General features: G+C 67.9%; 29 protein-coding genes. 11 read left to right on the top strand and 18 right to left on the bottom strand.

What is annotated here, in order from left to right; genetic code table 11:
- The first annotated feature begins 6 nt into the window (after positions 1-6).
- Positions 7-1,167, top strand: a complete 1,161-nt coding sequence (gene hpnH / locus NQV17_RS14265) for an adenosyl-hopene transferase HpnH (protein WP_059467317.1) — start codon at positions 7-9, stop codon at positions 1,165-1,167.
- A 167-nt stretch (positions 1,168-1,334) separates the two neighbouring features.
- Here the strand turns inward: hpnH and NQV17_RS14270 are convergent, their stop codons facing one another.
- The 5 genes from NQV17_RS14270 to NQV17_RS14290 all read right to left on the bottom strand — a co-directional run bounded on the left by NQV17_RS14270 (position 1,335) and on the right by NQV17_RS14290 (position 3,321).
- Positions 1,335-1,595, bottom strand: coding sequence for a hypothetical protein (locus NQV17_RS14270; protein ID WP_044844978.1), 261 nt, complete (start codon positions 1,593-1,595; stop codon positions 1,335-1,337).
- A 180-nt stretch (positions 1,596-1,775) separates the two neighbouring features.
- Positions 1,776-2,255, bottom strand: a complete 480-nt coding sequence (locus tag NQV17_RS14275) for a hypothetical protein (RefSeq protein WP_124666318.1) — start codon at positions 2,253-2,255, stop codon at positions 1,776-1,778.
- A complete protein-coding gene (locus NQV17_RS14280; protein WP_257772767.1) occupies positions 2,252-2,464 on the bottom strand; it encodes a hypothetical protein in 213 nt (70 codons plus the stop codon). Before NQV17_RS14280 ends, NQV17_RS14275 begins: the two co-directional genes overlap by 4 nt.
- Before the next feature lie 14 nt (positions 2,465-2,478).
- The gene (locus NQV17_RS14285; RefSeq protein ID WP_257772843.1) at positions 2,479-2,856 is read right to left on the bottom strand and encodes a hypothetical protein; all 378 of its coding nucleotides are present in this window, start codon (positions 2,854-2,856) and stop codon (positions 2,479-2,481) included.
- A gap of 237 nt (positions 2,857-3,093) precedes the next feature.
- Positions 3,094-3,321, bottom strand: coding sequence for a hypothetical protein (locus NQV17_RS14290; RefSeq protein WP_257772768.1), 228 nt, complete (start codon positions 3,319-3,321; stop codon positions 3,094-3,096).
- A gap of 30 nt (positions 3,322-3,351) precedes the next feature.
- On the opposite strand from NQV17_RS14290, the gene NQV17_RS14295 reads away from it, so the two are divergent.
- Together NQV17_RS14295 and NQV17_RS14300 are read left to right on the top strand one after the other, a co-directional pair.
- On the top strand, positions 3,352-3,705 hold the full coding sequence (locus NQV17_RS14295; RefSeq protein WP_044844975.1) for a DOPA 4,5-dioxygenase family protein: 354 nt from the start codon (positions 3,352-3,354) through the stop codon (positions 3,703-3,705).
- Positions 3,706-3,834: 129 nt separating this feature from the next.
- Positions 3,835-4,266 (top strand): nuclear transport factor 2 family protein, encoded by a 432-nt coding sequence (locus NQV17_RS14300; RefSeq protein ID WP_257772769.1) that lies wholly within the window; start codon positions 3,835-3,837, stop codon positions 4,264-4,266.
- Between the two features lie 93 nt (positions 4,267-4,359).
- Here NQV17_RS14300 and NQV17_RS14305 read toward each other — a convergent pair whose 3' ends face one another.
- From NQV17_RS14305 to NQV17_RS14325, 5 genes are all read right to left on the bottom strand, one after another.
- Positions 4,360-4,980, bottom strand: a complete 621-nt coding sequence (locus NQV17_RS14305) for a hemolysin III family protein (protein WP_044844973.1) — start codon at positions 4,978-4,980, stop codon at positions 4,360-4,362.
- Between the two features lie 228 nt (positions 4,981-5,208).
- Positions 5,209-5,415, bottom strand: coding sequence for a YbdD/YjiX family protein (locus NQV17_RS14310; RefSeq protein ID WP_006766647.1), 207 nt, complete (start codon positions 5,413-5,415; stop codon positions 5,209-5,211).
- Positions 5,416-5,427: 12 nt separating this feature from the next.
- Entirely contained in the window at positions 5,428-7,506 is a 2,079-nt protein-coding gene (locus NQV17_RS14315) for a carbon starvation CstA family protein (RefSeq protein ID WP_044844972.1), read from the bottom strand.
- Positions 7,507-7,801: 295 nt separating this feature from the next.
- Positions 7,802-8,230: a PRC-barrel domain-containing protein gene (locus tag NQV17_RS14320; RefSeq protein WP_257772770.1), complete on the bottom strand. Its 429-nt coding sequence runs from the start codon at positions 8,228-8,230 to the stop codon at positions 7,802-7,804.
- Between the two features lie 388 nt (positions 8,231-8,618).
- On the bottom strand, positions 8,619-9,749 hold the full coding sequence (locus tag NQV17_RS14325) for a 3-deoxy-7-phosphoheptulonate synthase (protein WP_014900794.1): 1,131 nt from the start codon (positions 9,747-9,749) through the stop codon (positions 8,619-8,621).
- Positions 9,750-10,175: 426 nt separating this feature from the next.
- Here NQV17_RS14325 and NQV17_RS14330 point away from each other — a divergent pair, with 426 nt between their 5' ends.
- A complete protein-coding gene (locus NQV17_RS14330; RefSeq protein ID WP_257772771.1) occupies positions 10,176-10,736 on the top strand; it encodes a hypothetical protein in 561 nt (186 codons plus the stop codon).
- Between the two features lie 59 nt (positions 10,737-10,795).
- Here the strand turns inward: NQV17_RS14330 and NQV17_RS14335 are convergent, their stop codons facing one another.
- Entirely contained in the window at positions 10,796-11,506 is a 711-nt protein-coding gene (locus NQV17_RS14335) for a YceH family protein (RefSeq protein ID WP_257772772.1), read from the bottom strand.
- 412 nt (positions 11,507-11,918) lie between these two features.
- Here NQV17_RS14335 and NQV17_RS14340 point away from each other — a divergent pair, with 412 nt between their 5' ends.
- Entirely contained in the window at positions 11,919-12,683 is a 765-nt protein-coding gene (locus tag NQV17_RS14340) for an SDR family oxidoreductase (RefSeq protein ID WP_257772773.1), read from the top strand.
- Positions 12,684-12,727: 44 nt separating this feature from the next.
- Entirely contained in the window at positions 12,728-13,465 is a 738-nt protein-coding gene (hutC, locus tag NQV17_RS14345; RefSeq protein ID WP_257772774.1) for a histidine utilization repressor, read from the top strand.
- Positions 13,466-13,606: 141 nt separating this feature from the next.
- Here hutC and NQV17_RS14350 read toward each other — a convergent pair whose 3' ends face one another.
- Positions 13,607-14,455: a phytanoyl-CoA dioxygenase family protein gene (locus tag NQV17_RS14350; protein ID WP_257772775.1), complete on the bottom strand. Its 849-nt coding sequence runs from the start codon at positions 14,453-14,455 to the stop codon at positions 13,607-13,609.
- A 55-nt stretch (positions 14,456-14,510) separates the two neighbouring features.
- Positions 14,511-15,314, bottom strand: a complete 804-nt coding sequence (locus NQV17_RS14355; RefSeq protein ID WP_257772776.1) for an ABC transporter substrate-binding protein — start codon at positions 15,312-15,314, stop codon at positions 14,511-14,513.
- A 602-nt stretch (positions 15,315-15,916) separates the two neighbouring features.
- On the opposite strand from NQV17_RS14355, the gene NQV17_RS14360 reads away from it, so the two are divergent.
- On the top strand, positions 15,917-16,783 hold the full coding sequence (locus NQV17_RS14360) for a LysR family transcriptional regulator (protein WP_044844964.1): 867 nt from the start codon (positions 15,917-15,919) through the stop codon (positions 16,781-16,783).
- 61 nt (positions 16,784-16,844) lie between these two features.
- Here NQV17_RS14360 and NQV17_RS14365 read toward each other — a convergent pair whose 3' ends face one another.
- The 3 genes from NQV17_RS14365 to NQV17_RS14375 all read right to left on the bottom strand — a co-directional run bounded on the left by NQV17_RS14365 (position 16,845) and on the right by NQV17_RS14375 (position 19,888).
- Positions 16,845-17,342 carry a nuclear transport factor 2 family protein gene (locus tag NQV17_RS14365; protein ID WP_257772777.1) on the bottom strand — a complete coding sequence of 166 codons (498 nt, stop codon included), beginning with the start codon at positions 17,340-17,342 and terminating at the stop codon, positions 16,845-16,847.
- A gap of 65 nt (positions 17,343-17,407) precedes the next feature.
- Positions 17,408-18,592: an amidohydrolase family protein gene (locus NQV17_RS14370; RefSeq protein ID WP_257772778.1), complete on the bottom strand. Its 1,185-nt coding sequence runs from the start codon at positions 18,590-18,592 to the stop codon at positions 17,408-17,410.
- A 96-nt stretch (positions 18,593-18,688) separates the two neighbouring features.
- On the bottom strand, positions 18,689-19,888 hold the full coding sequence (locus NQV17_RS14375) for an amidohydrolase family protein (RefSeq protein ID WP_257772779.1): 1,200 nt from the start codon (positions 19,886-19,888) through the stop codon (positions 18,689-18,691).
- 452 nt (positions 19,889-20,340) lie between these two features.
- Here NQV17_RS14375 and NQV17_RS14380 point away from each other — a divergent pair, with 452 nt between their 5' ends.
- The 4 genes from NQV17_RS14380 to NQV17_RS14400 all read left to right on the top strand — a co-directional run bounded on the left by NQV17_RS14380 (position 20,341) and on the right by NQV17_RS14400 (position 23,896).
- Positions 20,341-20,955: a glycine zipper 2TM domain-containing protein gene (locus NQV17_RS14380; RefSeq protein ID WP_044844961.1), complete on the top strand. Its 615-nt coding sequence runs from the start codon at positions 20,341-20,343 to the stop codon at positions 20,953-20,955.
- Between the two features lie 221 nt (positions 20,956-21,176).
- Positions 21,177-21,455 (top strand): hypothetical protein, encoded by a 279-nt coding sequence (locus tag NQV17_RS14385; protein ID WP_257772780.1) that lies wholly within the window; start codon positions 21,177-21,179, stop codon positions 21,453-21,455.
- Positions 21,452-21,958, top strand: coding sequence for a GNAT family N-acetyltransferase (locus tag NQV17_RS14390; RefSeq protein WP_257772781.1), 507 nt, complete (start codon positions 21,452-21,454; stop codon positions 21,956-21,958). The genes NQV17_RS14385 and NQV17_RS14390 overlap by 4 nt, the downstream gene beginning before the upstream one ends.
- Before the next feature lie 579 nt (positions 21,959-22,537).
- Positions 22,538-23,896: an aspartate aminotransferase family protein gene (locus tag NQV17_RS14400; RefSeq protein WP_257772782.1), complete on the top strand. Its 1,359-nt coding sequence runs from the start codon at positions 22,538-22,540 to the stop codon at positions 23,894-23,896.
- 266 nt (positions 23,897-24,162) lie between these two features.
- On the opposite strand, the gene NQV17_RS14405 is transcribed toward NQV17_RS14400, so the two are convergent.
- Together NQV17_RS14405 and NQV17_RS14410 are read right to left on the bottom strand one after the other, a co-directional pair.
- Positions 24,163-25,458 carry a serine hydrolase gene (locus tag NQV17_RS14405; RefSeq protein ID WP_257772783.1) on the bottom strand — a complete coding sequence of 432 codons (1,296 nt, stop codon included), beginning with the start codon at positions 25,456-25,458 and terminating at the stop codon, positions 24,163-24,165.
- Positions 25,458-26,657 carry a serine hydrolase gene (locus NQV17_RS14410; protein ID WP_257772784.1) on the bottom strand — a complete coding sequence of 400 codons (1,200 nt, stop codon included), beginning with the start codon at positions 26,655-26,657 and terminating at the stop codon, positions 25,458-25,460. Before NQV17_RS14410 ends, NQV17_RS14405 begins: the two co-directional genes overlap by 1 nt.
- Positions 26,658-26,697: the final 40 nt, after the last annotated feature.

Consider the following 26,697-nt stretch of genomic DNA (forward strand, 5'->3'; position numbering starts at 1 on the left):
CATCTCTTGTCTATTCCGCTGCTCCAGCAAGTCCGCGTCGGCGCATACATCATGCGCCAACACCTGTCCGGCAACAAACGCTATCCGCTCGCGCTGATGCTCGAGCCGCTGTTCCGCTGCAACCTCGCCTGCAACGGCTGCGGCAAGATCGATTATCCGGACCCGATCCTGAACCAGCGCCTGTCCGTCGAGGAATGCCTGGAAGCGGTCGACGAGTGCGGCGCGCCCATCGTGTCGATCGCCGGCGGCGAGCCGCTGCTCCACAAGGAGATGCCGGAGATCGTCAAGGGCATCATGAAGCGCAAGAAGTTCGTGTACCTGTGCACGAACGCGCTCCTGATGGAAAAGAAGATGGACGACTACCAGCCGAATCCGTACTTCGTCTGGTCGGTCCACCTCGACGGCGACAAGGAAATGCACGACCATTCCGTGTCGCAGGAAGGCGTGTACGACAAGGCGGTCGCGGCCATCAAGGAAGCGAAGCGCCGCGGCTTCCGCGTGAACATCAACTGCACGCTGTTCAACGATGCGATCCCCGAGCGCGTCGCGAAGTTCTTCGATACGCTGGGTCCGATCGGCGTCGACGGCATCACCGTGTCGCCGGGCTATGCGTACGAGCGCGCGCCGGATCAGCAGCACTTCCTGAACCGCGACAAGACGAAGAACCTGTTCCGCGAAATCCTGAAGCGCGGCGAAGGCGGCAAGCGCTGGTCGTTCAGCCAGTCGTCGCTGTTCCTCGACTTCCTGGCCGGCAACCAGACGTACAAGTGCACGCCGTGGGGCAACCCGGCGCGTACCGTGTTCGGCTGGCAGAAGCCGTGCTATCTGGTCGGCGAAGGTTACGTGAAGACCTTCAAGGAACTGATGGAAGACACGAACTGGGACAACTACGGCGTCGGCAACTACGAGAAGTGCGCGGACTGCATGGTCCACTGCGGCTTCGAAGCCACCGCCGTGATGGACACGATCGCGCATCCGCTGAAGGCGTTCGCCGTGAGCCGGAAGGGTATCAAGACCGAAGGCGCGTTCGCGCCGGACATCTCGATCGCGAAGCAGCGTCCGGCCGAGTACGTGTTCTCGCGCCACGTCGAGATCAAGCTCGAGGAAATCCAGCGCGCCGGCAAGGGCAAGCTGCAGAAGCCGGCCAAGCCGGCAACGGCGGCTTAAGCGCGTGTCGCCATGCGGAGGTTCGCGCCTCCGCATCGGCCGGCATCGAAGAAGCGCCACGGAGTTCGCTCCGTGGCGCTTTTGTTTTGTCGGGCTTGGGTTGTGTCGGCCTTCGTGCGGGGAGCGGCGCGCATGCGCGCACACATGAGCGGGCGAACGCCGCTCGCCTAGTGTCTCGACTCCGCGGCCGCGATCAGTTGCCATGCGGTCGGGCCGGGGTCGAGCAGCGGGTCGGACGGCGGATCGAGATCGTGCCGATGCTCGTCTTCGGACGGCAGCGTCTGCCGCTTCGCAATGCCGATCTCGTCGCCGCATACGGTGCATCGATAGATGCCCGCGATCGTCACTTCGCTGCCCGGCGGCAGGTTCTCGCTGAATGCGCGGCCGCTTCCGCACGTGAAGTAGCCGCCGATCCTGTATAGCGCCATCGCTCCTCCTGATCGAAACGGATGCGTTCACGCCGACACGCTCGATCATCGCCTACGCGAGGATGGCTCGTCATCGACCGAACCCGTCCGGTTCCTGTCATGACATTAGACGGCGAGCGTCGGCGCCGGGGAATGGGACAGGTATGAAACATCGCGCGGCACCGGTCGCGTCGACGATGCTCAATGCAGAACGGCCGGTTCCCGCATCTTCGCCGCGGCTTGCGCGACGAGGGCCGGCTGGTCGGCCGACGCGAACGCGCTGACGTGACGCCACAGCTCGGCGAGCCGGTGCCGCGTGAGCGTCGCGACGCATGCGTCGTTCGCGGCGAGGATGCGCTCGAGCACCGCGCATTCGTCGTCGTGCAGCGTCCATGCGCCGCTTTCCGCCGCGCGCGCGACGCTCGCGTCGAGCACGCGCTCCGCATCGACGCACAGGTCGATGCTCGCGTCCGCCGATACCGCATCGTCGAGCGCGAGGAACACCAGGTAGACGCTCGTGCGCAGCCGCATCAGCAACGTTTCGCTGCCGTGCTCGCCGCGCAGCGCGACGAGCGCCATGTGGCATTTCAGCGAGATGTCGCGCACATGTGCGGGCGGCAACGGCAGCAGCCATTCGCGCGTCAGCGGCGGATGGCGGCGGCTTTTCCGGACGGCCTTCATGATCCGCTCTCGCTGGCGGCAACGTCGTCCGCGTCGAAGCGCGGGCACCCGGTGCGGCACGCGACGGCGCCGGGGCGCGCGGCGCGGTGGCCGTTCGCGCGGCGCCGCGCGGCGTGCGGATCGTCACGCCGCCGCGTCGCGCACGCGTGCGGCAGCCGGCGGATCGTCGACGCGCGCCACGCGTCGGCGAGTCGGTTCGCGCATGCCATGCTCGTCTCCTGCATCAGAACGTGTTCTCGCCTTTCAGGAAGTACGCGGTCTTCACGAAGAACGCCTTGATCGGATGGCCGCTCTGCGCGGCGCTGGCCGCGCGCGCTTCCATCGCGGCCTTCTCGTCGCGCGAGCGGTCGGGCACCGGGTTCCGTACGCGTTCGAGCGCACGCTGCATCGCGAGCGGATAGTTCTGGTTGCCGGCCGTCGTCGCGCGATAGCCGGCGCGCGTCATCTGCATCAGCTGCACGTCGGTTTCGGCACGCGCCGCCGACCAGGTCAACGGCGCGACGTTCGACTGCCACTCGGTGTCGACGGACTGCGCGAAGCTCGCGGCGGGCAGCGCGGCAAGCGCGCCGGACAGGACAGCAAGAGAAACAACGGATCGCATCATGGCCTCCAGATGGTTGCGTCCGCATCGAACTTCGACGTCGATGCGGTGAAACCATCGTATGTCGCGCGGCCGCGCGCTTGAATAGCCGATTCCGCAATTGATATTTTCGGCACTGACAGCCGAAGCGCGATCCGCTTGATTCGCCAATACCGCCCGAACGGAATTTCTTTATTTCATTCAACGACCTGATCGCGTTTTTGCAGACGATTCGATGCGGGTGCGCGAATCGCTTTTTCAATTTTCGAAATGACGTATTGCCGAAGCAATTTCGCGCGGAACCCACGCCGGCAAGGCTTTCGGCGCGATGCCGCGCATGCCGGCCCGCGCGGGAAATACTTCAACGAACCCGCCGGTTTCTCTGACGCGCAACCATTCTTCATGCCGATTTATCGCTTCTCGACAAGACGTGTCCGACAAGGACGCGCGATAATTGCGCATCGCGCCGCAAGCGACGGCGCTCATGCCTGCCCTATTCTTCTCACGAGTTCAGTCATGGCTGACATCGATTCCACCGCGATCAACAGTTGGCACGCACACGTCTACTTCGACGCCGCCAGCCGCGACGCGGCCTGGGCGTTTCGCCTCGTCGTCGAAGAGCGGTTCGGCGCGATCATCGAGCTCGGCCGCTTTCACGAACGCCTCGTCGGCCCGCATCCGGCCTGGTCGTACCAGATCGCGTTCGACGCCACGCGGTTCGACACCATCGTGCCGTGGCTCGTGCTGAATCACGGCGCGCTCGACATCTTCCTGCATCCGAATACCAACGACGAACTGCGCGACCATCGCGACAGCGCGGTATGGATCGGCAAGTCGCATGAACTGAATCTCGGCGCGCTGGGCGGCTGACGCGAACGACGGAACGCGGTTGCGGTTGCGCTCGGCGCACGCAACATCCACGTTTCGGCCTGCGGTGAAACGTCCGGCAGCGTTGCATCAATACAGTGGTGCCGTTATCCACGCTTGCCGGAACCCGCCATGACTCACGCCGACACCGATGCGCACCGCATCCATCGAGACTGGCACGCCGCCGTCGTCGCGCGCGACCTCGACGCGCTGATGTCGCTGTACGCGGACGGCGCGATCCTCGAAACGCCGCTGATCGTCGCCACGCTGCCCGATCACGACTCGGGCGTGCTGCACGGCAAGCCCGCGATCGGCGCGTTCTTCGCGGCAGGGCTGCGCAATCCGGGCAACCGGCTCGGACGCTGGTACCGCACGGGCCTGTTCTTTTCGAACGGCAAGCAACTCACGTGGGAATATCCGCGCGAAACGCCGGACGGCGATCAGGTCGATCTCGTCGAGGTGATGGATCTGCGCGACGGGCTGATCGCGCATCATCGCGTCTACTGGGGGTGGGTCGGGTTCGACGCGCTGCGCAACGTCGCGCCAGCGGCCGGTCGCACCTGATGCCGACGACCACGAAGAACGCGCGGCGCGCCTGCTCGGGCTGACACGGCCGCAGCCGCATGCGGCTGCGCCTTCGCCGGCGTCCCGCGTCGCTCACGCGACATACATCGCGACACTGACGAACTGGCACAGGCTGCCGGCCAGCACGAAAAGGTGCCAGATACCGTGCCCATGGCGGATGCGTTCGTCGTTGATGAAGAAGTAAATCCCGGCGCTGTAGATGACGCCGCCGGCCACGAGCCATGCGGTACCCACCGGCGGCAACGCATGGATCAGCGGGCGGATCGCGACGAGCGCGAGCCAGCCCATCAGCACATACAGGATCATCGACACGATGCGCGTGCGCCGTCCGAGCGTGAGCTCCTGCACGATCCCGAACGCGGCGAGCCCCCAACTGACGCCGAACAGCGACCAGCCCCACGGGCCGCGCAGCGTGACGAGCGTGAACGGCGTGTAGCTGCCCGCGATCAGCAGATAGATCGCCGAATGGTCGCACTTCTGCAGGATCGCCTTGAGCCGCGGGTTGCGCACGCTGTGATACGCGGTCGAGATCCCGTACAGCAGGATCAGCATCGCGCCGTACACGCTGAAGCTCACGATCTTGTAAGGATCGCGGTCGAGCGCGCCCATCGTCACCAGCGCGACCAGCCCTGCCACCGACAATACCGCGCCGACGAGATGGGAAATGCTGTTGAAACGCTCACCGACATGCACGACGGGTTCTCCTGCGCGGATTCTTCGGAAAAAAGCAGAGCCCTATGATACCGGCGGCCGGATCAAGCCGCGCTGAAGCTGGCCAACCGCCGCAACCACGACAGGCAGCAAACATGCCCGCCCCGGCCCTCCAAAGAAAAAGCGCCGCGAATGCCTTCGCGGCGCTTCCTGGTCCGTCACCGGACTGCCCTTGGTGGTGCCTTTACCGGCCGGCTTCGCCGGCCCGCTTCAGCAACATTTCCCTGCCCCCGACCCGTACCGCGCATTCTGACGCTCGCGGAAGAATTCCTCATACGTCATCGGCTCGCGGTCCGGATGGGTGTCGCGCATGTGCGCGACGTAGGTGTCGTAGTCGGGCAGGCCGACCATCAGCCGCAACGCCTGCCCGAGGTAACGCCCCGCGCTGCGCAGGTCGCTGCCCAGATCGCTGAACATCGCGGCCTCCCTTTAACGTCCGCTGCCGAGCGCCTGCGCGGCCGGCATTGCTTCGTACGGCGTCTCGCGCACGGTCGGCTTCGACTCGCGGCGCGCGCGCAGCACGGCGAGCAGCCCGTACCCTGCGATCGCCACGACGACGAAGATGAACAGGCCGGCCAGCGCCGCATCGATGTAGTCGTTGAAGATGATCCGCTGCATCTGCGCGATCGACTTCGCCGGCGCGAGCACCTTGCCTTCGTCCACCGCGGCCTGCAGCTTCGCCGCATGCGCGAGGAAGCTGACCTTCGGGTTCGCATCGAAGATCTTCTGCCAGCCGGCCGTCAGCGTGCAGATCAGCAGCCATGCGGTCGGCACGATCGTCACCCACGCGTAGCGCTCGCGCTTCATCTTGAACAGCACGACGGTGCCGAGCACCAGCGCGATCGCGGCGAGCATCTGGTTCGAGATGCCGAACAGCGGCCACAGCGTGTTGATGCCGCCGAGCGGATCGACCACGCCCTGGTACAGGAAGTAGCCCCACGCGGCCACGCACAGCGCGGTGGCGACCAGGTTCGCGGGCAGCGACTCGGTGCGCTTGAGCGCCGGGTGGAACGTGCCGAGCAGGTCCTGCAGCATGAAGCGGCCCGCGCGCGTGCCGGCGTCGACCGCCGTCAGGATGAACAGCGCCTCGAACAGGATCGCGAAGTGATACCAGAACGCCATCATCGCTTCGCCGCCGATCACCTGGTGCAGGATGTGCGCCATGCCGACGGCCAGCGTCGGCGCGCCGCCCGCACGCGCGATGATCGTCGTTTCGCCGACGGCCTTCGCGGTCTGCGTCAGCATGTCGGGCGTCAGCACGAAGCCCCATTGCGTGACCGTGTTCGCGACGGCTTCCGGCGTCGAGCCGAGCACGGCGGCCGGCGCGTTCATCGCGAAGTAGATGCCCGGCTCGATCACGCACGCGGCGACCAGCGCCATGATCGCGACGAACGATTCCATCAGCATCGCGCCGTAACCGATGAAGCGCGCGTTGGTTTCGTTGTCGATCAGCTTCGGCGTCGTGCCCGACGAGATCAGCGCGTGGAAGCCCGACACCGCGCCGCACGCGATCGTGATGAACAGGAACGGGAACAGGTTGCCCGACCACACCGGGCCCGTGCCGTCGACGAACTTCGTCAGCGCGGGCATCTTCAGTTCCGGCGCGACGACCAGGATGCCGATCGCGAGGCCGAGGATCGTGCCGATCTTCAGGAACGTCGACAGGTAGTCGCGCGGCGCGAGCAGCAGCCACACCGGCAGCACCGATGCGACGAAACCGTAGCCGATCAGGATCCACGTGAGCTGCGTGCCGCTGAACGTGAACCACGCGGCGAGCGCCGCCGAATCGTGCACGGTCTGGCCGAACGCGATCGACGCCATCAGCAGCACGAAGCCGATGATCGACACTTCGCCGATGCGGCCCGGACGGATGTAGCGCGTGTAGACGCCCATGAACAGCGCGATCGGAATCGTCGCGGCGACGGTGAACGTGCCCCACGGCGAATTCGTCAGCGCCTTCACGACGATCAGCGCGAGCACCGCGAGGATGATCACCATGATCAGGAACGCGCCGAACAGCGCGATCACGCCGGGCACCGTGCCGAGTTCCATCTTGACGAGGTCGCCGAGCGAGCGGCCGTCGCGGCGCGTCGAGATGAACAGCACGATGAAGTCCTGCACCGCGCCGGCGAACACGACGCCGGCCAGGATCCACAGCATGCCGGGCGTGTAGCCCATCTGCGCGGCGAGCACGGGGCCGACGAGCGGCCCGGCGCCGGCGATCGCGGCGAAGTGATGGCCGAACAGCACGTACTTGTTGGTCGGCACGTAGTCGAGGCCGTCGTTGTGCCGGACGGCCGGCGTCATCCGCAGCCCGTCGAGCTGCATGACCTTGCTGGCGATGAAACGGCTGTAGAAGCGATATGCGATCAGATATACGCAGACTGCGGCGATCACGATCCACAGCGCGCTGACGCGTTCGCCGTGCGCGAGTGCGATCGTCCCGAACGCGAATGCGCCGAGCAGCGCGACGGCGATCCATAGCAGGGTACTGGAAGCCCGATTCATGGCGTCTCCTGGTCTCCAATGTGGTTTTGAGTGGATCCGGCCAGGCGCCGAACCCGCGTGACGTCGATGCGTCGTGCCGCGTCTCGTGGATGCCGCGGCGATGGGCCGTAGTATTCCGCGCGACGGGGGCAGCTTACAAGCGCACAACTACGTATGCGGGGCTACGTAGAATTACGTAGCCCGAGCGCGGGCGCGCGGTGCGCCCGAGATGGATCGACGCGCGACGCGACGCGACGTGGCGCGGCCCGGCGCGCGGCCGGCCGGGCATGGCAGGTCGCGCGCCGGGCCGCGTGGATCAGTGCTTGTCGTCGGCCTTCTTCGGCTTCGGCGGCGACGGCACCTTCGCGTACTGGAATGCCGGCGTGGCCTTCAGCGCGTCCTTCGTCGCGCCCGGCAGGTAGATGTTGCCGTTGCGCACGTCGAGCGACGCGATCGGCACCGCGACGTCATGTGCGGCCACGCCGAGGAAGCCGCCGGCCGACACGATCGCCGCCGACACCGAGCCGTCCGGCGCGACGATCAGGTCGCGCACCGTGCCGACTTTCTGGTTCTGGTCGTTGTACACGGCCTTGCCGAGCACGCTCTTTTTCACGCTCCAGCCTTCGAGCAGCGCCTGCGATTGCTCGACGGTCACGCTGAGCGGCTGCGTGCCGGCGATCTGCGCGTGCGCGCTGACGCTCGATGCGAGGACGGTTGCCGCGATGAGGGTCTTGTAGAACTTCATGTATTGCACTCCGGTTCGGTTGTTGTTGATTCCGGGAGCGAAGCGACGCGGGCGCAACGGCTGATCGGTGAGCGCCCCGCGCTTCGTCGGTCGCGTGACGGCCGGCCGCACCGCCACTGCGTGTGTGCATGACGGACCGGCGTGGCCGGACCGCAGCGTGCAACACGGCTTCATGGTAGCGGCATTCGCCGGATCGTGCGTTCGGAGTGCGACGTGACAAGTGGGCCGAGACGGATGAAGATCAATGTCCGTGCGGACAGGATGCGCGCGCGGCGGAGAAAAGCGCGCGCCGCGGCATGTCGATCAGGACAACATTGGAGACGGGCATGCGGTCGTCACCGGCGCACGGACTACGCGGCGGACGGCACCCTGCCCCCGCCACACCGCCTCACGCGTTGCGCGAATACACCCTGCGATGCCGCACCGCCTCCGCCAGCACATCGAGCACCGGCTCCGTCTGCGTCCAGCTCAGGCACGCATCGGTGATCGACACGCCGTACTGCAGCGGCACGCCCGGCTTCAGATCCTGGCGCCCGGCTTCGAGATGGCTCTCGACCATCACGCCGACGATCCGGTGCTCGCCCTGCGACAGCTGCCGCGCGAGATCCTGCGCGACCTCGATCTGCCGCTCGTGCGACTTGTTGGAATTCGCATGCGAGCAATCGACCATCACCTGCTCGCGCAACCCGCTCTTGCGCAGCACCGCGCAGCTCGCCTCGACGTGCTCGGCGTCGTAGTTCGGCCCGTTCTTGCCGCCGCGCAGGATCACGTGCGCGTCGTCGTTGCCGCGCGTCTCGAAGATCGCGGCCATGCCCATCTTCGTCATCCCCATGAACGCATGGCTCGCGCGCGCGGCGACGATCGCGTCGGATGCGACCTGCACGCCGCCGTCGGTGCCGTTCTTGAAACCGATCGGACAGCTCAGCCCCGATGCCAGCTGACGATGGCTCTGGCTCTCGGTCGTGCGCGCGCCGATCGCGCCCCACGCGATCAGGTCCGCGATGTACTGCGGGCTCAGCAGGTCGAGGAATTCGGTCGACGCAGGCAGGCCGAGCGCGTTGATGTCGAGCAGCAGTTGCCGCGCCGCGCGCAGCCCTTCGTTGATGCGAAAGCTGCCGTCGAGGCGCGGATCGTTGATGTAGCCCTTCCAGCCGACCGTCGTGCGCGGCTTCTCGAAGTACACGCGCATCGTGATCAGCAGGTCGTCCTTCAGCGCATCGGCGGCGGCCTTCAGGCGGCGGGCGTACTCGAGCGCCTGGTCGTGATCGTGGATCGAGCACGGGCCGACGACGAGCAGCAGCCGGTCGTCGCGGCCGTGCAGGATGTCGCCGATCGCGCGGCGCGTGTCCTCGACGAGCGTCTGCGTGGCGGCCGGCACCGGCAGTTCGTCCTGCAGCAGCGCGGGCGAGATCAGCGGACGCACGGCGCCGATGCGGACGTCGTCGATACGCGTGGTGTCCTGCGTCGCGTCGGCACTGCCTACCTCGCGATCGTGGGAAGGATTGTCGAGGTTCTGCATGGTGATTCTCCGGGGGACGTCTGGAATGAGTTGCAGGCTCGATTATGGCACTCGCGCAAGGCGGCAGCGAGGCGCGGCGGGGGGCATGCGATCGGCGTCAAGACGACGGACGAAAGAACGACGATCCGCAACGGATCGCCCCGGCATTCGGCGCGTTGCGCCGATGCCGCGCGTTTCGGGCGCGCGCCTGCCGACGTTTCCGCGCCTGTCGACAGGGCTTCATGGAACGGGCGTCATGCAGGCGCCGCCGGTCGCCAGCCGCAACGCGACCCGGGGCGCCGGCCGTTTGGCCGAGTGGTCGCGTGTCGCCGACGTACCGTACGATCATGCCTGTCCGCTGCCGATGACGCCTCGCCTTCGGCGCAGGCGGCACGACGCACCACCTGTCTGTGATTGATCGTTCGCAACATGACCCGACACGCCACGATGACCGTATCCGAACTGCTCAGCGCCATCCGCCAGCCCTACGTCGACCTGCTCGCACAAGCGGCAGCGCAACCGGCGGCCGTCGTCGAACCGGCCTACCGGAAAGCCGACGGCACGCTGGCCACCGAAGGCCCGCTCGCACTGCCGTGCCGCGCCGACATCGTCCACACCGAAGGCGAATCGGCCGGCCAGCCGGCGATGGTCGACTCGACCGCGCAACTGGACTTCGAGCCGTTCGCGTTCGAACTCGAAACGGCGGCCGTGACGATCCGGCCGTTCGTGTGGGACTGGGCGACGATCGAAGCCGACGGCATCGGCGAGGCTGCGGCCACCGACGCGTTCAGGACATGGTTCTTCGCGTGGTTCGACGCCGACGACGCAGGCGAGCCGGCCGAAGACGGACTGCACGGCATCGTTCACTATCTGTCGGAACCGGAACCGGCGGGTACGGAGCAAGGATGGCGCGTCAATGCGGACCTGGGCTCGGCGCCGGGCGCGGCCGTCGAGGATCTGCTGTTCCGGCTCGTCGACGCAGGTGCCACGCGAATCAGCATCGGCTGAATCGCTTCTCCGTCCGCGATTCCCATGCGCGCCGGTATCGAGTTGGCTCGGGCCGGCGATCAGCCAGCGTCGCCCGGGGTATCGACGTCGATCCCGAGTTCGGTCGCCATCCGCTGCACGAGTGCGTTCAGCCGCGCCACTTCATCCGCAAGCCGCTTCTGCTCGGCCTTGAGCGCCTCGAACTCCGACGGCGGAACGGAATCCGCGCCGCCGCCCGCATCCGCACCGGCGTAGTCGGCGACGTTCACCTCGCCGCACATCAGGTGCATCCAGCGGTTCTCGCGCGCACCGGGCGCGCGCGGCAGACGGACGACGAGCGGCTGCGCACGCGTCGCGAGTTCGTCGAGGAACGCCTCGACCGACGAGATGTCCGCGAAGCCGTGCAGGCGTGCGCTGTTCAGGCGCAGTTCGGCGGCCGTCTGCGGGCCGCGCAGCAGCAGGATCGTCAGCAGCGCGATCGCCTGGCTCGGAATTCCGAGCACGCGGTTCACGTTGTGCTCGAAACGCGGCACGCGGCTGCTGCTGCCCTCCATCACGAGGCTCAGGTGCTTGAGCCCGTCGAGCGCGGTCGTGACTTCGTCCTCGCTGACGTTCATCACCGGCGAGCGCGCGGTTTTCTGGTTGCAGCCCGCGGTCAGCGCATTCAGCGACAGCGGATAGGTGTCCGGCACCGTGTGCTGCTTCTCGACGAGCACCCCGAGAATGCGGGCCTCGAGGGGCGTGAGTTCGCGCAGGGCGCGTGGCGTGGGCATGTCCGGCGTGGTGTTCATGGATGGCGTCGCAGCGTGCAGCAGGTGAAGGGAAACGGTCGCGGCCCGTCCGGCGTCGCGAACGGGCGAGCCATATGATAGCTCGCGGCGTGGGGCCCGGCGCCAGCCGCCGCCGCCGCGCGCGCACTTGCCGCGGCCGGTTTTCGTCCAACGGTTCGGCCGTGCGGCGGCGCACGACGACGCCTCCATTCGGCCGCACGAACGCAGGCTCCACGCTCGCGCGCGGCATCGTCCCGCGTTTGCGCGCTGCGCAGGCCGGCGCTACGATACGCGTTCACCCGGACACGCGGCGCGGCGCTCGGCCGGATTCGTCCGCCAGGTCAAACCCGTGCATCGCCCGTCCCGCACGCCGTCCCGCCCGCCTGCGCGCCGCGCCTGTCGACACGCTTCAACCGTTCACTCGTTCACCGCCATGATCGCCTCCTCTCTCGCCCCGCACGTGCGCGCCATCGTCACCGGACACACGCGCGGCCTCGGCGCGTCGCTTGCCGAACAATTGCTGCAGGAAGGCATCGCCGTGCTCGGCGTGTCGCGCAGCCGTCATCCGTCGCTCGCCGCGCAGGCCGGCGACCGTTTCGCCGAAATCGAACTCGATCTGTCGGACACGTCGGCCGTCGCGGCCTGGCTCGCCGGCGACACGCTGCGCCGCTTCGTCGATGGCGCGTCGATCGTGCTGCTCTTCAACAACGCGGGCATCGTCGATCCGATCGGGCCGCTCGACGCGCAGGATCCGGCGCTCGTCGCGCGCGCGGTCGGCCTGAACGTCGCGGCGCCGCTGATGCTGTCGGCCGCGCTCGTGCAGGCGGCAGCGGCGCCGACCGAATGCCGGATCCTGCACGTGTCGAGCGGCGCCGCGCGCAACGCGTACGCGGGCTGGAGCGTCTACTGCGCGACCAAGGCCGCGCTCGATCATCACGCGCGCGCGGTCGCGCTCGATGCGAACCGCGCGCTGCGGATCTGCAGCGTCGCGCCGGGCGTCGTCGATACGGGCATGCAGGCGACGATCCGCTCGACCAGCGAAGCGAACTTCCCGATGCGCGAGAAATTCGACGAGCTGAAGGCGAGCGGCGCGCTGTCGACGCCCGAGGCGGCCGCGCGGCAGTTGATCGGCTATGCACTGAGCGACGCGTTCGGTTCAGTGCCGACGGCCGACGTTCGCGAACTGCCCGCGTCCTGATCCGGGATAGAATTTCGCGATTGCCCTTCCCCAAGGATCCCCCGATGGTCACGAAGACCACCGCACCGTTCCAGCAGATCAAGACGCTCGTTCGCCAGAACGTCGATGCGGGCGACTGGCGCCCGGGGGACCGCATTCCGTCCGAACTCGATCTCGCCGCGCAATTCGGCGTCGCGCGCATGACGGTCAACCGCGCGCTGCGCGAGCTGACCGAGGAAGGCGTGCTGAAGCGCATCGCGGGCGTCGGCACCTTCGTCGCCGAGGCGAAGCCGCAGTCGAACCTGCTGATGATCGCGCACATCCGCGACGAGATCCGCGCGCGCGGCCACGAGTACCGCTGCCGCGTGCTCAGCCAGTCGCGCGAGCCAGCGTCGTTCGACGTCGCGGCCGCGTTCGGGCTGGCGGTCAACACGCCGGTGTTTCACGTGGTGTGCGTACACGAGGAAAACGGCCGCCCGATCCAGCTCGAGGATCGCTACGTGAACCCGGCCGCCGCGCCCGAATTCATCGATCAGGATTTCCAGGCCGAGCCGCCGTCCGAATACCTGTTCAACAACGTGTCGCACTACGAACTGGAGATCGAGCACGTGGTCGACGCGTCGCTGCCGTCCGGTGAACAGGCGCGGCTGCTCGACATGCGCGCCGACGAGCCGTGCCTCACGCTCACGCGCCGCACCTGGACGAACGGGCTGCCCGTCACGTTCGTGCACTTCCTGCATCCGGGCAACCGCTACCGGCTCGGCTCGCGCTTCAAGCCGGGCGCCGGACGTCACCAGACCTGAACCTTCTTCAGCGCGAGTGAGAGACCACGCGCGGCGCGCCGCTTCGCGAAGAAACGGCCACCGCGCGCATGACGTCGCTGAATGTCACTTGACGTGGCTTGACGTCACTCGATGTCGCGTGACGTCGTCGATCCGCGCCGCTCAGATCGCCCCGACCTGCCCCGCGCCGCGCGACCATACGACCGGAAACAGCGCATGCTCGAGTGGCGCGCCGTCGGGCAGTTCGTCGGCCAGCCCCGGGAAATCGGGCGACGTCTTCCAGCGGCGCGGCGCGTGACGGATATCGTCGCCGACGAAGCGGATCGAGAACGCGCGCCGGCGGTTCTGCGTCCCGCCCGACGCATGCAGCGTCAGCATCCGGAAGCACACCATGTCGCCCGGCTCGAGCGCCCAGTGACGGATCTGGAACGCCGCGCGGTCGGCTTCGATGTCGGGCAGGTCGGCGAGGCTGCCTTCCGGGAACCACTTCGCCTCCTTGTCCATGAACGTGCGCGGCATCAGCCACGGCCCCTGGTGCGAACCTGCGACGAATTCCAGCGTCGATTCGAGCGGCACCGGATCGACCGGAATCCACATGCTGACGTTGTCGTCGCCTTCGATGTTGTAGTACGGCTGGTCCTGGTGCCACGGCGTGCGCTGCCGCGTGCCGGGCTCCTTCACGAGCAGGTGGTCGTGATGCAGCCGCACCGTCTGCGTGCCCATCAGCGCCGCGGCCACCGACGGCGCGGGCGACCGCACGATGAAGTCGCGATACGCGTCGTTGTGCTGCCAGTTGCAGAAGTCCTCGAAGAACCAGCCCGGATCGTCGGGCCGGCTCGCGACCTTCGCGCGCGCGCTCGGCTGCGCGAGGTTCGCGTCGATGCCGGCCCGCAGCGCGGCCACTTCGTCGGGCGAGAAGATGCCCTTGATGCATACCGCGCCTTCGTCGCGGAAGGCGGCGATCAGTTCGGGCGTCACGGCTTTCGCGACGCGTTCCTGGATACTCGTCATGGGTTGCCTGTCGATTGATTGAGCCACGGGGTCATGGAATGGCAGGGTCACGGGTTCACGGCGCGGAAGTCAGCTGCTGCTTCGCGCCGTAGATGTCGAAGTCGAAGTATTTCGCGGCGATCTTCTGGTACGTGCCATTCGCGCGGATCGCGACGATCGCGTCGTTCAGCCGCTTCTTCATGTCGGCGTCGCCTTTGCGCACGCCCATCGCGACGCCGTAGCCGGTGATGCGCACGTCGGTCACGTCGGGGCCCGCGAACGCGTAGCCCTTGCCGCGCGGCGTCTTCAGGAACGAATAGCCGGCCTGCGTCTTGTCCTGGAAGGTCGCGTCGAGACGGCCGTTCACCAGATCCTGATACACCTGGTCCTGGTTCTGGTACGACACGATCGTCACGCCCTTGGTCGCCCATTCGGCCTTCGCGTAGGCCTCCTGCGTCGTGCCCTGGTCGATCCCGACGCGCTTGCCCGCAAGCGACGCCGCGGTCGGCAGCAGCTTCGAGCCGGCCGGTGCGACGAGCGCGCCCGGGGACGCATACAGCTTGTTCGAGAAGTCGATCTGCTTGAGCCGCTCGTCGGTGGCCGTCATCGCGGACATGATCACGTCGAACTTGCGCGCGCGCAGCGCCGGAATCATCCCGTCGAAACCCTGCTCGACCCACACGCATTTCGCGCGCAGCTGCTCGCAGATCGCATTGCGCAGGTCGATGTCGAAGCCGGCGAGCGAGCCGTCGGGCTGCTTCGCCTCGAACGGCGGATAGGTGGGATCGATGCCCCAGCGGATCGTCGCCGTGTCCTGCGCGAACGAGACGAGCGGCGCGAACGCCAGCGCGGAAGCGACGAGCTTTGCAGTGCGGTTCATGGTGTGTCCTTTTGGTCTCGACGTGGCGGGGGAAGGCGCCGGGCGTCCATTGGGGAGCGTCGTGCCGGCTGGCCCGGCGCGGTACGCGAAAGACAGGGACTTCGATGAATCTGCGATGCAGTCTAGACCGCTTGATTTTCAAGCGCAAGCGGAAGGAATGGAGGTGCGGCCGACCAGGAGAATTGGACGGAGAGATCGCCAAAAAAGAGCGATGTAACGCGACATATGCAACAATTTACGGTAATTTTTCTGACGCTCAGGCGTTTACCCGATAATGCGCACAGTCGGCCGAGAGTAGGTTCGATTCAATATCCACAAGCCGTGGCGGTCCAAATTTCACGGTGAATCAGACCGCCACCCATCGCTGGCTGCCGAAAAGCGGCCTTCCGATCTATACCACCTCGATGCTACCGCGCTCCCGCCGCCATCAGGCCGCGCAGCGCCGCCGAGCGTGCCGACGATCGCCATCCGTTTGAAAAGCAGGTCCGCCCGCACAGCCGCGCCGAGTCCGGCGAAACCGCGATTGCCCGCGATCTCGGGCCATGTTAAAAGTCGTCGCACGCATTTGAAAATGAAATGCTCGAATCCGCAAAAGTGCAGAAATGAATAGACCTTTGTTCGACCTCGACCTGTTGCGCGCGCTCGTGATGGTCGCCGACTGCGGCAGCTTCACAACCGCGTCCGCGCGCCTGCATTCGACGCAGTCGACGGTCAGCCAGAAGGTGCGGCGGCTGGAGGAGATCGCCGGGCATCGCCTGCTCGACCGCGGCACGCGCGACGTGCGGCCGACCGACGCCGGCGTGACGGTGCTCAGCTACGCGCGGCGCATGATCGCGCTGAACGACGAGATGCTGGAAGCGCTGTCGGGCGCGACCGTCGCGCTGACGATCCGGCTCGGCGTGCCCGACGATTTCGCGGCGGGCCGCACGACCCATGCGCTCGCCGCGTTCAAGCGCGATCATCCGCAGGTGAAGCTCGAGGTGACGTGCGGGCTGAGCCGCGACATCTGCGCGGCCTACGATCGCGGCGAGCTCGATCTCGTGCTGATCAAGCAGCGGCGCGACAGCCGCGAGGCGGTGGTGCGCTGGCCGGAGAAACTGCGCTGGATCGACAGCGCGCAGCATCCGACGATCGACCTCGATCCGGTGCCGATCGTCGTGTTCCCGCCGCGCGGGCTTTATCGCGACGACATGATCAAGGCGATCGAGGAACGCGGCCGCCGCTGGCGGATCAGCTTCACGACGTCGAGCCTGAGCGGGATCCAGGCAGCCGTCGCGGACGGGCTCGGCATCAGCGTGCTGCCCGCGCGCGTGGTGACCGACGACCACGTCGTGCTGACCGACGCGCACGGCGGCTTCGCGCCGATCGAGCACATGGACATCGCGATCCTGCATCGGCCGACCGCCGATCCGATGGTCAGCGAACTGACGAAGGCGCTCGCAACGATGCTGGAGCACGAGCAGGAATGAGCGCAGCGATGCGGGCCGGCATCGACCGGGCGGCGGCGCATGTCGAGAAAACCGACGCCCGTCAGAACATCGTGTTCCCGTTCGCCGCCTGCTCCGGCACCGGCTGGTTCACGTCCCAGTGTTCGACGATCTTGCCGTGTTCGAGCCGGAAGATGTCCACGATCGCGCTGCCGCGCGTGCCGGGTTCGCGCACCGCGTGCACGTGCAGGATCACGTAGTCGCCATCGACGAACGAGCGCTTGATCTCGCTGTGCGACTGCGGATACTTGTCGCGCAGGAACGCGACGAACTTGCGGAAACCGTCGCGGCCGTCGGCCGCGTTCGGGTTGTGCTGCTCGTACCGGTCGCCGACGTACGCAAGCGCGGCATCCGCGTCCTTCTCGTTCAGGCCTTTCTCGTAGAACGCGAGCACCGTGCGGCGATTCGCTTCCTGCTGCGCGCTGTCCGCGCCGCCCGCACCATCCTGGCCGGCCGCCATTGCGTGCGCGGCCGCCGCTGCGAACGTCGCCGCGGCGATCCATCTTGCGGCCCGTGCGGCCATCGTGCGGGTGCGTCGCATCGTCATCTCCCGGAAGATCAGGCTGAAGGAAGCCCGATCATACCCGGCACGATGCGGCGCCCGGTTCAGACCAGCGCGCCGTCGCGCGCGACGATCTTCCCCGACGACACGACGAGCCGCCGCGTCGGCCGCGCGACGACGGCCTCGGCGAACGTCAGCGCATCGACCAGCACGACGTCCGCGCGCTTGCCTGCTTCCAGACCATAGTCGGCGAAGCCGCAACCGCGTGCCGCACCGTGCGTCACGCAGTCGAGCGCGACTTCGAGCGCGTCGTCGCGGCGGAAATCGTTGCGCATGCCGATCAGCATCGCGCGTTCGAGCATGTCGGGCGAGCCGTACGGCGTCCACGTGTCGCGCACGCCGTCGTTGCCGCCGATCACGGTCACGCCGGCCGCGCGGCACGCAACGACCGACGGCACCGGCACCGCGGCCGGCGCGGTCGTGACGATCGCGACGCCGAGTTCGGCCATCCGCGCGAGCAGCGCATCGCGCTCGCGCTCGGCGATGTCGCCAAGGCAGAAGCCGTGGCTGATCGTGACCTTGCCATGCATGCCGAGCGCAGCCGTGCGCTGCAGGATCAGATCGAGCGAATACGCGCCCATCGATCCGCGTTCGTGCAGATGCAGGTCGAGGCCGCGGCCATGACGCTCGGCGATTCCGAACAGCACGTCCACCGCTTCGACCGGATCGCCTTCGATCGCGCATGGGTCGAGGCCGCCGAGCAGGTCGGCGCCCGCGCCGAGCGCGTCGGACAGCAGCGCGGCCGTGCCGGGCCGCTTGAGCACGCCCGACTGCGGAAACGCGACGATCTGGATCTCCACCTGGCCGCGCAGCGTCTCGCGCGTCGCGAGCACGCCGTGCAGATGGCGCAGCCCGGCTTCGGTGTCGACGTCGACGTGCGTGCGGATGCGCGTCGTGCCGGCCGCGAGGAACGCGCGCGACAGCGCGAGCGACGCGGCGCCCGCGTCATGGCCGCTCGTCGCGCGGTAATTGCGCTCGTTCTCGATGCGGTCGACGAGGCGCGGCCCCACCGCGTTGCGATACCACGGCATCCCCCAGTGGGTCTTGTCGAGATGCGTGTGGCCTTCGACGAGGCCGGGCAGCGCGAGCGCGCCCGCGCCGTCCTCGATCGCACAGCCGGCGGGCGCGTCGAGCGACGGGCCGACGCGCGCGATGCGCTCGCCGTCGATCAGGATGTCGAGCGCTTCGTCGGCGTGCGTGCGGACGTTGCGGATCAGCAGGTTCGTCATGTCGGTTCCGGTGTGGTCGGTCAATCGGTCAGTCGGTCAGTCGGTCAGTCAGTGCGAAGCAGCCGCGATGCACGCACCGCGACGGCGGTCGGGTCGTCAGCGCGTGAAACGCAGCGCCGGCGCGAACGGCGCGCCGGTGTCGCTTTCGCCGCGCCGGAACACCCAGCGTTCGGCCGGCACGCCGGCGACGGCGGCCGCCGCATTCGGCGCGCGCACCGCGACGAAGCTCGCGTCGCAGCCGACCGCGATGCCGTAGTGCGCGAGGCCGAGCGCGCGCGCGCCGGCGTGCGTCGCCATGTCGAGCGCGATGCCGAGCGCTTCGTCGGTATGGAAGCCCGAGCGGTAGCCAACCATCATCGCGCGCTGCAGCATATCGCCGTTACCGTACGGCCACCACGCGTCGCGAATGTTGTCGTTGCCGGCGAACACGTACACGCCCGCGTCGCGCAGCTGCTGAACCGGCGGGAATGCGCAGTCGCCCGGCGCGTTGGTCAGGATCGACACGCCGGCGTCGGCGAGTGCCGCGGCCGCACGCTCGACTTCGCCATGTTCGACCTGGCCGAGCGCATACGCGTGGCTCACGTTCACGCGGCCGCCGAGGCCGGCCGCGCGCGTGCGCGCCGCGATCCGCAGCAGTTGCGCGACGCCGGTCTCGCCCGGTTCGTGCAGGTGGATGTCGATCTTCGCGCCGCGCTTCTCGGCGATGCCGAACACGATGTCGAGCTGGCCGTCCGCGTCGCCGTCGAGCGTCGTCGGGTCGATCCCGCCGACCACGTCCGCGCCTTCGCGCACGGCCGCATCGAGGATCGCGGCGGTGCCCGGGCACGTCACCACGCCGGCCTGCGGAAACGCGACCAGTTCGATGTCGACGATCCCGCGCCACTGTTCGCGCGCGGCCATTACGGCGTGCAGGTTCGACAGGCCGGTCGTCGCGTCGACGTCGACGTGGCTGCGCATCGCGATCGTGCCGAATGCGGCGGCCTGCGCGATCAGTGCATTCGCGCGCTCGACGATCGGCGGCGCGGCCGCGAGCTGGCGCTTCTCGACCACGAGCCGCTCGCGCAGCGAGTCGACCGATTGGTGCGGCACCCAGCGGTCGCCGACGAAACTCTTGTCGAGATGGATGTGGCCGTCGACGAAGCCGGGCAGCACGACGCGGCCGCCGAGGTCGATCGTCTCGGCGCCGGGCGCGGCAGTGCAAGCGGCGCCGATCGCGACGAAGCGGCCGTCATGGACGACGAGGTTGACGGGCTGGCCGCCGGCATCGACGGCGTTGGTGAAGAAACGATCGGTCATGAGTCGGGATGAGTGGGGCGGCCGCTGCGCGACGCCGACGCGGACAGGGAAAGGCATCGCAGCCGGCACGGCGCGACCGTTGGCAGGGATGTGCGGTCACGATATCGGACGGGGCGGCCAGTGGCCAATTAAATGTCGCGATGCCGCGCATTCGATTTCGCGATATGCGGGCGGGCTGCGCGTCGGGCGTGGCGCGAAGATGGGGCGTGATCACCGGGCGGGGCGCCCGCGGGTGCCGATCGTCGCGCAATCGGCGCCCTCACGCGGCTGCGAGACGGCGAACCGCATCGTCGAATCTCGGCCGCGCCGCACCGCGATTTGCGCGGCAACAGACTTTACACGTTGTTACCCGGCCGCACCGGACGCGCATCCGCCCATTCCTTATACTCACGCCGAGTTCGCCACCCGTCCCGGTATTCGTCGGCGAACACGTTGCCGATGCAGGAAACATCATGATGCGCATGCCTTCCACGAAGACCGTTCTGTTCGCCACGCTCGTCGCCGTGGCGGCGCTTCCGCTGACCGCCTGTGTCGCGCCGGGCTACTACGGCGCGCAACCGGGCTATCCGCAGCAGCAGTACGCGACGCCCGGCTACGCGCAGCCCGCGTATTCGCAACCGGGTTACGTGCAGCCGCAGCAGCCGGCCTATCCGAACCAGGCGCCGCAGTACGACCAGTACGGTAACCCGCAGCCTTACGGCGGCCAGTACGGCAACGGCTACGGCACGCAATACGGCACCGTCGCGAACATCCAGCCGATCAACGGCTCGGTCGGCACGTCGGGCGTCGCCGGCACCGTCGTCGGTGCGCTGGTCGGCGGCCTGGTGGGCAACCAGTTCGGCCGCGGCCACGGCCGCGATGCGGCCACCGTGATCGGCGCGCTCGGCGGCGCCGTCGCCGGCAACCAGATCGGTCAGCAGATGGGCGCGGCCCAACCGCCGAGCAGCTACCGGATCGACGTGCGGGTGAGCGACGGCTCGACGCGCTCGTTCGACGTGCAGTCGCCCGGCGACCTGCGCCCGGGCGATCGTGTGCAGATCAACGGGAATCAGTTGTCGCGGTATTGAGGTGGGTCGCATGCGCCTGAGTTGATCGGGTGCATCACACGTATCGCGGACACTTCACGTCGCGGACGTATTTCGCGTGTCCGGCGGCGCTTCGGCGCAACGGCGGGCACGCGCTTCACTTCATCCCCCTTCCACGAGTCGGCGCGACATGCCTGTCGCGCACGGCACTGCGTCGTCACGTTCCTCACGTCGCGCGCCACCCGCGGTCGCGTTCGCATCCAATGCAACGGCAGGTGCGTTCGCATCATCCGGCTCGTTTCCGCGTGCATGCGTTCGGCGCCGCGCGCGATTGCCTGCAGACTTCGCGAACGCGCATCGATTCTCCACGCGTCACCCCCGCCATCATTCGCGCCTCGGTACCGCGCTTCACGCCTGTCGATGCGGCGTGTCGATCGCACCAGCAAATGCGTGTGGTTCCGATTAGCATGGTCGATGCCCTGCCGCGCACCGCGCCGCAGATTCCGACCTTCCGGCACACCAACGACCACACCGACCGATGATCACGATCCGCCTGCTCGATGCCGCCGACGCGGCGCAATTCCAGTCCGTCCGCCTGCGCGCGGTCGCCACGTCGCCAACTTCGTTCCTGCCGACCCGCGACGAGGAAGCCGGCGTCCCGGTCGACGAATTCGCGACGCGCATCACGCCCACCCACGAGCGCGCCGTGTTCGGCGCATTCGACGACGCATCGCTCGTCGGCATCACGGGCGTGCGCCGCGACGCGCGCGCCAAGGTCGCGCACAAGGCGACGATCTGGGGCGTGTTCGTCGACCCCGCGTACCGCGGCCGCGGCATTGCGCAATCGCTACTCGACGGCGCGACCGCGCACGCGGCACAGGCGTGGGAATGCAGGCAACTGATGCTGTGCGTCAACGAGATCAACGGCACCGCGGAACGGCTGTACGCGTCGCAGGGGTTCGTCCGGTTCGGCACGGAACCGCGCTCGCTGTTCGTCGACGGCCGCTTCTACGACGAACACCACATGGTCAAGACGCTCGCATGACGCGTCGCGATCGCAAGCATCGGCCGTCCGCACGCGATCGCTCTCCTGCCCCGTCACGTCACCGCGTTTCGCCGATCGTCGTGTTGACCGCCTGCCCGGCGATCGACACGTTCGTCAGCGTCATCACGCTCACGTTGAACGCATGGATCGGCCCCGGCGACACGACGGTCGGCAAGCGCGCCGGTCCAGCCGATGAAGGCGCGACGCGAGCAATCGGACGGGCGAAAACGAACGGCGGCGGCTTGCGGCCGTGGGCGCTGCTCCTTCAGCGGGTCAGGTATCGATACGCCGGGCGGTATATCTCTACTCATACGTCGTCGCACTACGTCGCGAGGCTTAGATGTGGCCGCCACCACGTACATAACCGTCGTTTTCCCCGTCTTTGCCGATATATCGACCGGTATGTGTGCGCACACTCACCTCCTGATCGTTCGACATAGATATCCGTTGTCGTATGTTTATGCGCACAAACTCCATGTCCGGCGAGTACACGGTCGAGTCCGAGTCGACCACGCGCATGGAATATGACAAGCTCGCGGAGACGTCAACATTCCATTCAAACCGTCACAGGAGCCTCAATTGCAGACCCGCCACGGAGTCGACCTCATCCGCGCCCGCGCGCTGTTCGATCGCGAGCGCCGTGCATTCACCGAAGCCATGCCGATCTCCCGCGCGTTGTCTGCGGAAGCGTCCGAGCATTTGCTGTTCGGCGTGCCGCTGCACTGGATGCAGGACTGGTCGACCCCGTTCTCGCTGGTCGTGAAGGAGGCGCGCGGCGCGACCTTCACCGACGTCGACGGTCATCGCTACGCGGACTTCTGTCTCGGCGATACGGGCGCGATGTTCGGCCATGCGCCCGAGCCGGTCGCACGCGCGCTCGCCGAACAGGCGACGCGCGGCTACACGACGATGCTGCCGAGCGAGGACGCCGCCTGGGTGTCGCGCGAACTCGCGCGCCGCTTCAGGCTGCCGGTCTGGCAGTTCGCGCTGAGCGCGAGCGACGCGAATCGCTTCGTGCTGCGCTGGGCGCGCGCGGCCACCGGCCGCAACACGATCGTCGTGTTCAACGGCTGCTATCACGGCACGGTCGACGACGTGTTCGTCGATCTCGCCGACGGCCGCCCGGTGCAGCGCGACAGCCTGCTCGGGCAGTCCTACGACCTGCTCGCGAACACGCGCGTGGTCGAGTTCAACGATCTGGCCGCGCTCGAGGCGGCGCTGAAGGATGGCGACGTCGCATGCGTGCTCGCCGAGCCGGCGATGACGAACATCGGGATGGTGCTGCCCGAGCCGGGCTTCTGGGAGGCGGCGCGCGAACTCACGCGCCGCTACGGCACGCTGCTCGTGATCGACGAAACCCACACGATCAGCAGCGGCCCGGGCGGCTACGCGGCCGCGCATGGTCTCGAACCGGACGCGCTGGTGGTCGGCAAGCCGATCGCGGGCGGCGTGCCGTGCGCGGTGTACGGGTTCAGCGCCGACTTCGCGGAACGCGCGAAACAGGCGAAGCTGAGCGCGCCGCCCGGCCATTCCGGGATCGGCACGACGCTCACCGCGAACATGCTCGCGATGCATGCAATGCGCGCGACGCTCGCCGACGTCGCGACCGATGCCGCGTATGCGCATATGTTCGAACTGGCCGCGCGGCTTGCGACCGGGCTCGAACAGGCGATCGCGAAGCATCGGCTGCCGTGGTGCGTGACGCGCATCGGCGCGCGTACCGAGTTCCAGTTCACGCCGGTGCCGCCACGCAACGGCACGATCGCGGGCGAGCAGCTCGACAGCGAGCTCGAGCACATCGTGCATCTGTATCTGCTGAACCGCGGCGTGCTGATCACGCCGTTCCACAACATGATGCTCGTGTGTCCGCAGACGACGGCCGACGATGTCGACACGCTCGTCGCGCAGTTCGACGCGTGCCTGGGTGAACTGGTGTGATGTGAGACACGCGGTGCGTCCGGCTCGCCTGCATCGGGTCGACCGGACGCCTGCCCGACGCTACTTCAGCAGATCCGTCGAATCGACCGGCGTGCCCAGCGCGCCCACGGAGCACGCACTCACTTCCCGCTCCGCACGCAGCGCCCCACACGTATCGACGCGGCCACTTCAGCAAATCGGTCGAATCGACCTGCGCGCTCAGCACGCCCACGGAGCGCGCACTCACTTCCCGCTCCACACGCAGTGCCCCACACGTATCGACGCGCCTACTTTGGCAGATCGGTCGGATCGACCTGCGTGCCGGGCACGCCCGCGGTGCGCGCACTCACTTCGAGTTCGTCGCGCAGCGCCGCACGCGTATCGCCGCCGCCCTGCCCCGACACCGCGCCGCCATCGAGCGCCGGCAGGATGTAGCCGTTCACCATCCGCCGGAACAGCTTCACGTTCTCCGCGTCGCGCAGGCCACCGTCCACCGGCAGCACGCCCGTCATCACGATCACCGTATTGCGCTTCGGAAGGACCGTGATGAATTGCCCCTTGAAGCCCATCGCGTCGAATTCCGGCTCGCTGTCGACGATGTTATTGATCCACCAGTAGTAGCCGAAGTGCGGCGACACGCGCGGCGCCGTCATCTGCGCGATCCACGCCTGCGGCACCACCTGCCGCCCCTGCCAGCGCCCGCCGTCGAGCACGAGCATGCCGATCTTCGCCATGTCGACGGCACGCAGCCGCAGCCCCCAGCCGGCCGACACGAGCCCCGTGCGGTCCGCGCGCTCCCATGCGGCGCGCTTCATGTCGAGCGGGCCGAACAGGTGCGTGCGCGCATAGCGCTCGACGGGTTCGCCGGCCGCCGCGCTCAACATCGCCGACGCGAGAATCGGGTTCACGTCGGTGTACTCGAACGCGGTGCCCGGCGCGACCTTCGGCGCGGCCGACGCGGCGAGCTTCAGCCGGTCCGGCGCCGTGTAGTAGATTGGATCGTCCTTCGGGCTGAAGTCGTAATGCAGCCCGCTCGCCATCGACAGCACGTGCTTCAGCGCGATGCCGCGCTTGTCCGCGAGCGCGCCGCCGAGTTCGGGGCGCCACGCGGCGAGCCGCGCGGCCACCGTCTCGTCGACATACACGGCGCCCTGATCAACCAGGATGCCCGCGACCAGCGACGTCACGGCCTTCGTCACCGAGTACAGCTCGTACGTCGAGTCGCGCGACGCGTTCGCGCCGTAGCGCTCGAAGATCAGCTTGCCGTCCTTCACGACGAGCAGGCTGTACACGTCGAGCTTCTGCTCGCGGATCCAGCGCGACAGCGCGACGAGCCTGCGCGAATCGACGCCGACGTCTTCGGGCGCGGCCGCCGCGATGCCGGTTTCATGCAGCGGCGGCAGCGGCAACGCGTCGGCCGCGTGCGCCACGGACAGTATCGGTGCCGATGCCGACGCCAGCGCCCCGCCGCCGATCAGCAACGCGGCAACCCGCGCGAGCAGCCGGCGCATGAACGGCGCAGCGGGCCGCCGCGCATCGGAACGCCACGCGGACGAATGGTCACTGAAGTTTGCAATCCTCATCAAATCTCCGGTGCATCGTTGAACGCGGTGGCGGTACCGGGCACCCCCTTCGTCTGCCGGCTGCGCTCGAGTTCGTCGCGCAGCGCCTGCGTGGCTGCCGCGCTTTCGACCGGCGGCCGCGCGGGCGTGAGCGCCGGCAGGATGTAGTCGCCGACCATCCGCCGATAGAGGTTCAGGTAGGTCGCGTCGCGCAAGCCGCCGTCGGTCGGCAGCAGGCTCGTCATCACGACGACTGCGCGCTGCGCGGGCAGCACCGTGATGAACTGCCCCTTGAAGCCCATCGCGCCGAATTCCGGCGTGCCGTGCTCGACGACGTGGCCGATCCAGCAGTAGTAGCCGTAGTCGGCCGCGGCCGGCGATGGCGTCGTCATCTGCCGGACCCAGCCGGCCGGCACGACCTGCTTGCCGTTCCAGCGGCCGTTGTCGAGCAGCAGCATGCCGATCTTGGCCATGTCGACCGCACGCAGCCGCAGGCCCCAGCCACCCGCCACCGCGCCGGTGCCGTCGGCGCCGCTCCAGCGGTAGTGCGCGAAGCCGAGCGGCTCGAACAGCCGCTTGCGCGCGAAGTCGTCCTCGCGCTCGCCCGCGGCGATCGACACGGTCGTGCCGACCAGCACCGGATTCACGTCGATGTAGTCGAAATGCGTGCCGGGCGGCTGCGCGGCGCGGCTCGTCACCGCGACGTGCAGCCGGTCGGGCGCATCGTAGTACAGCGGGTCGGTGCCTTCGCGCGTCGTGTAGCGCAACCCGCTCGACATCGACATCAGGTGGCGCAGCTCGATGTCCTGCTTGTCCGCGAGTTCGCTCGCGAGATCGGGCCGCGCGGCCGCGATCAGCGGCGCGACCTTCGTCGACGGGCCGAGCTGGCCCTCGCCGTCGAGAATGCCGGCGAGCAGCGCGGTGATCGTCTTCGTCACCGAATACAGCTCGTAGTTGTTGTCGCGCGTGAGGCCGTCGCCGTAGCGCTCGAACACGATCTTGCCGTCCTTCACGACGACGAGACTGCGCACGTCCATTCGGTCGCGGCGCAGCCATTCGGACAGCCGCACGAGCGGCGCCGAATCGACGCCGGCCGACTCAGGCACGACGCTCGGCGGGTCCTGCGGCGCGCCGCCGGCAGCCAGCGCCGGGCCGCCGCCGCATGACCCGGCGACGATCGCCGCGGCCGCGAGGCCGCGCATTGCGAGGGAAACGCTCATCGTAGCTCCTGTTGAAACGGCGCCCGCCGCGTCGCGCGGG

The organism is Burkholderia sp. SCN-KJ (genome assembly GCF_024656005.1).
Classification (GTDB): domain Bacteria; phylum Pseudomonadota; class Gammaproteobacteria; order Burkholderiales; family Burkholderiaceae; genus Burkholderia.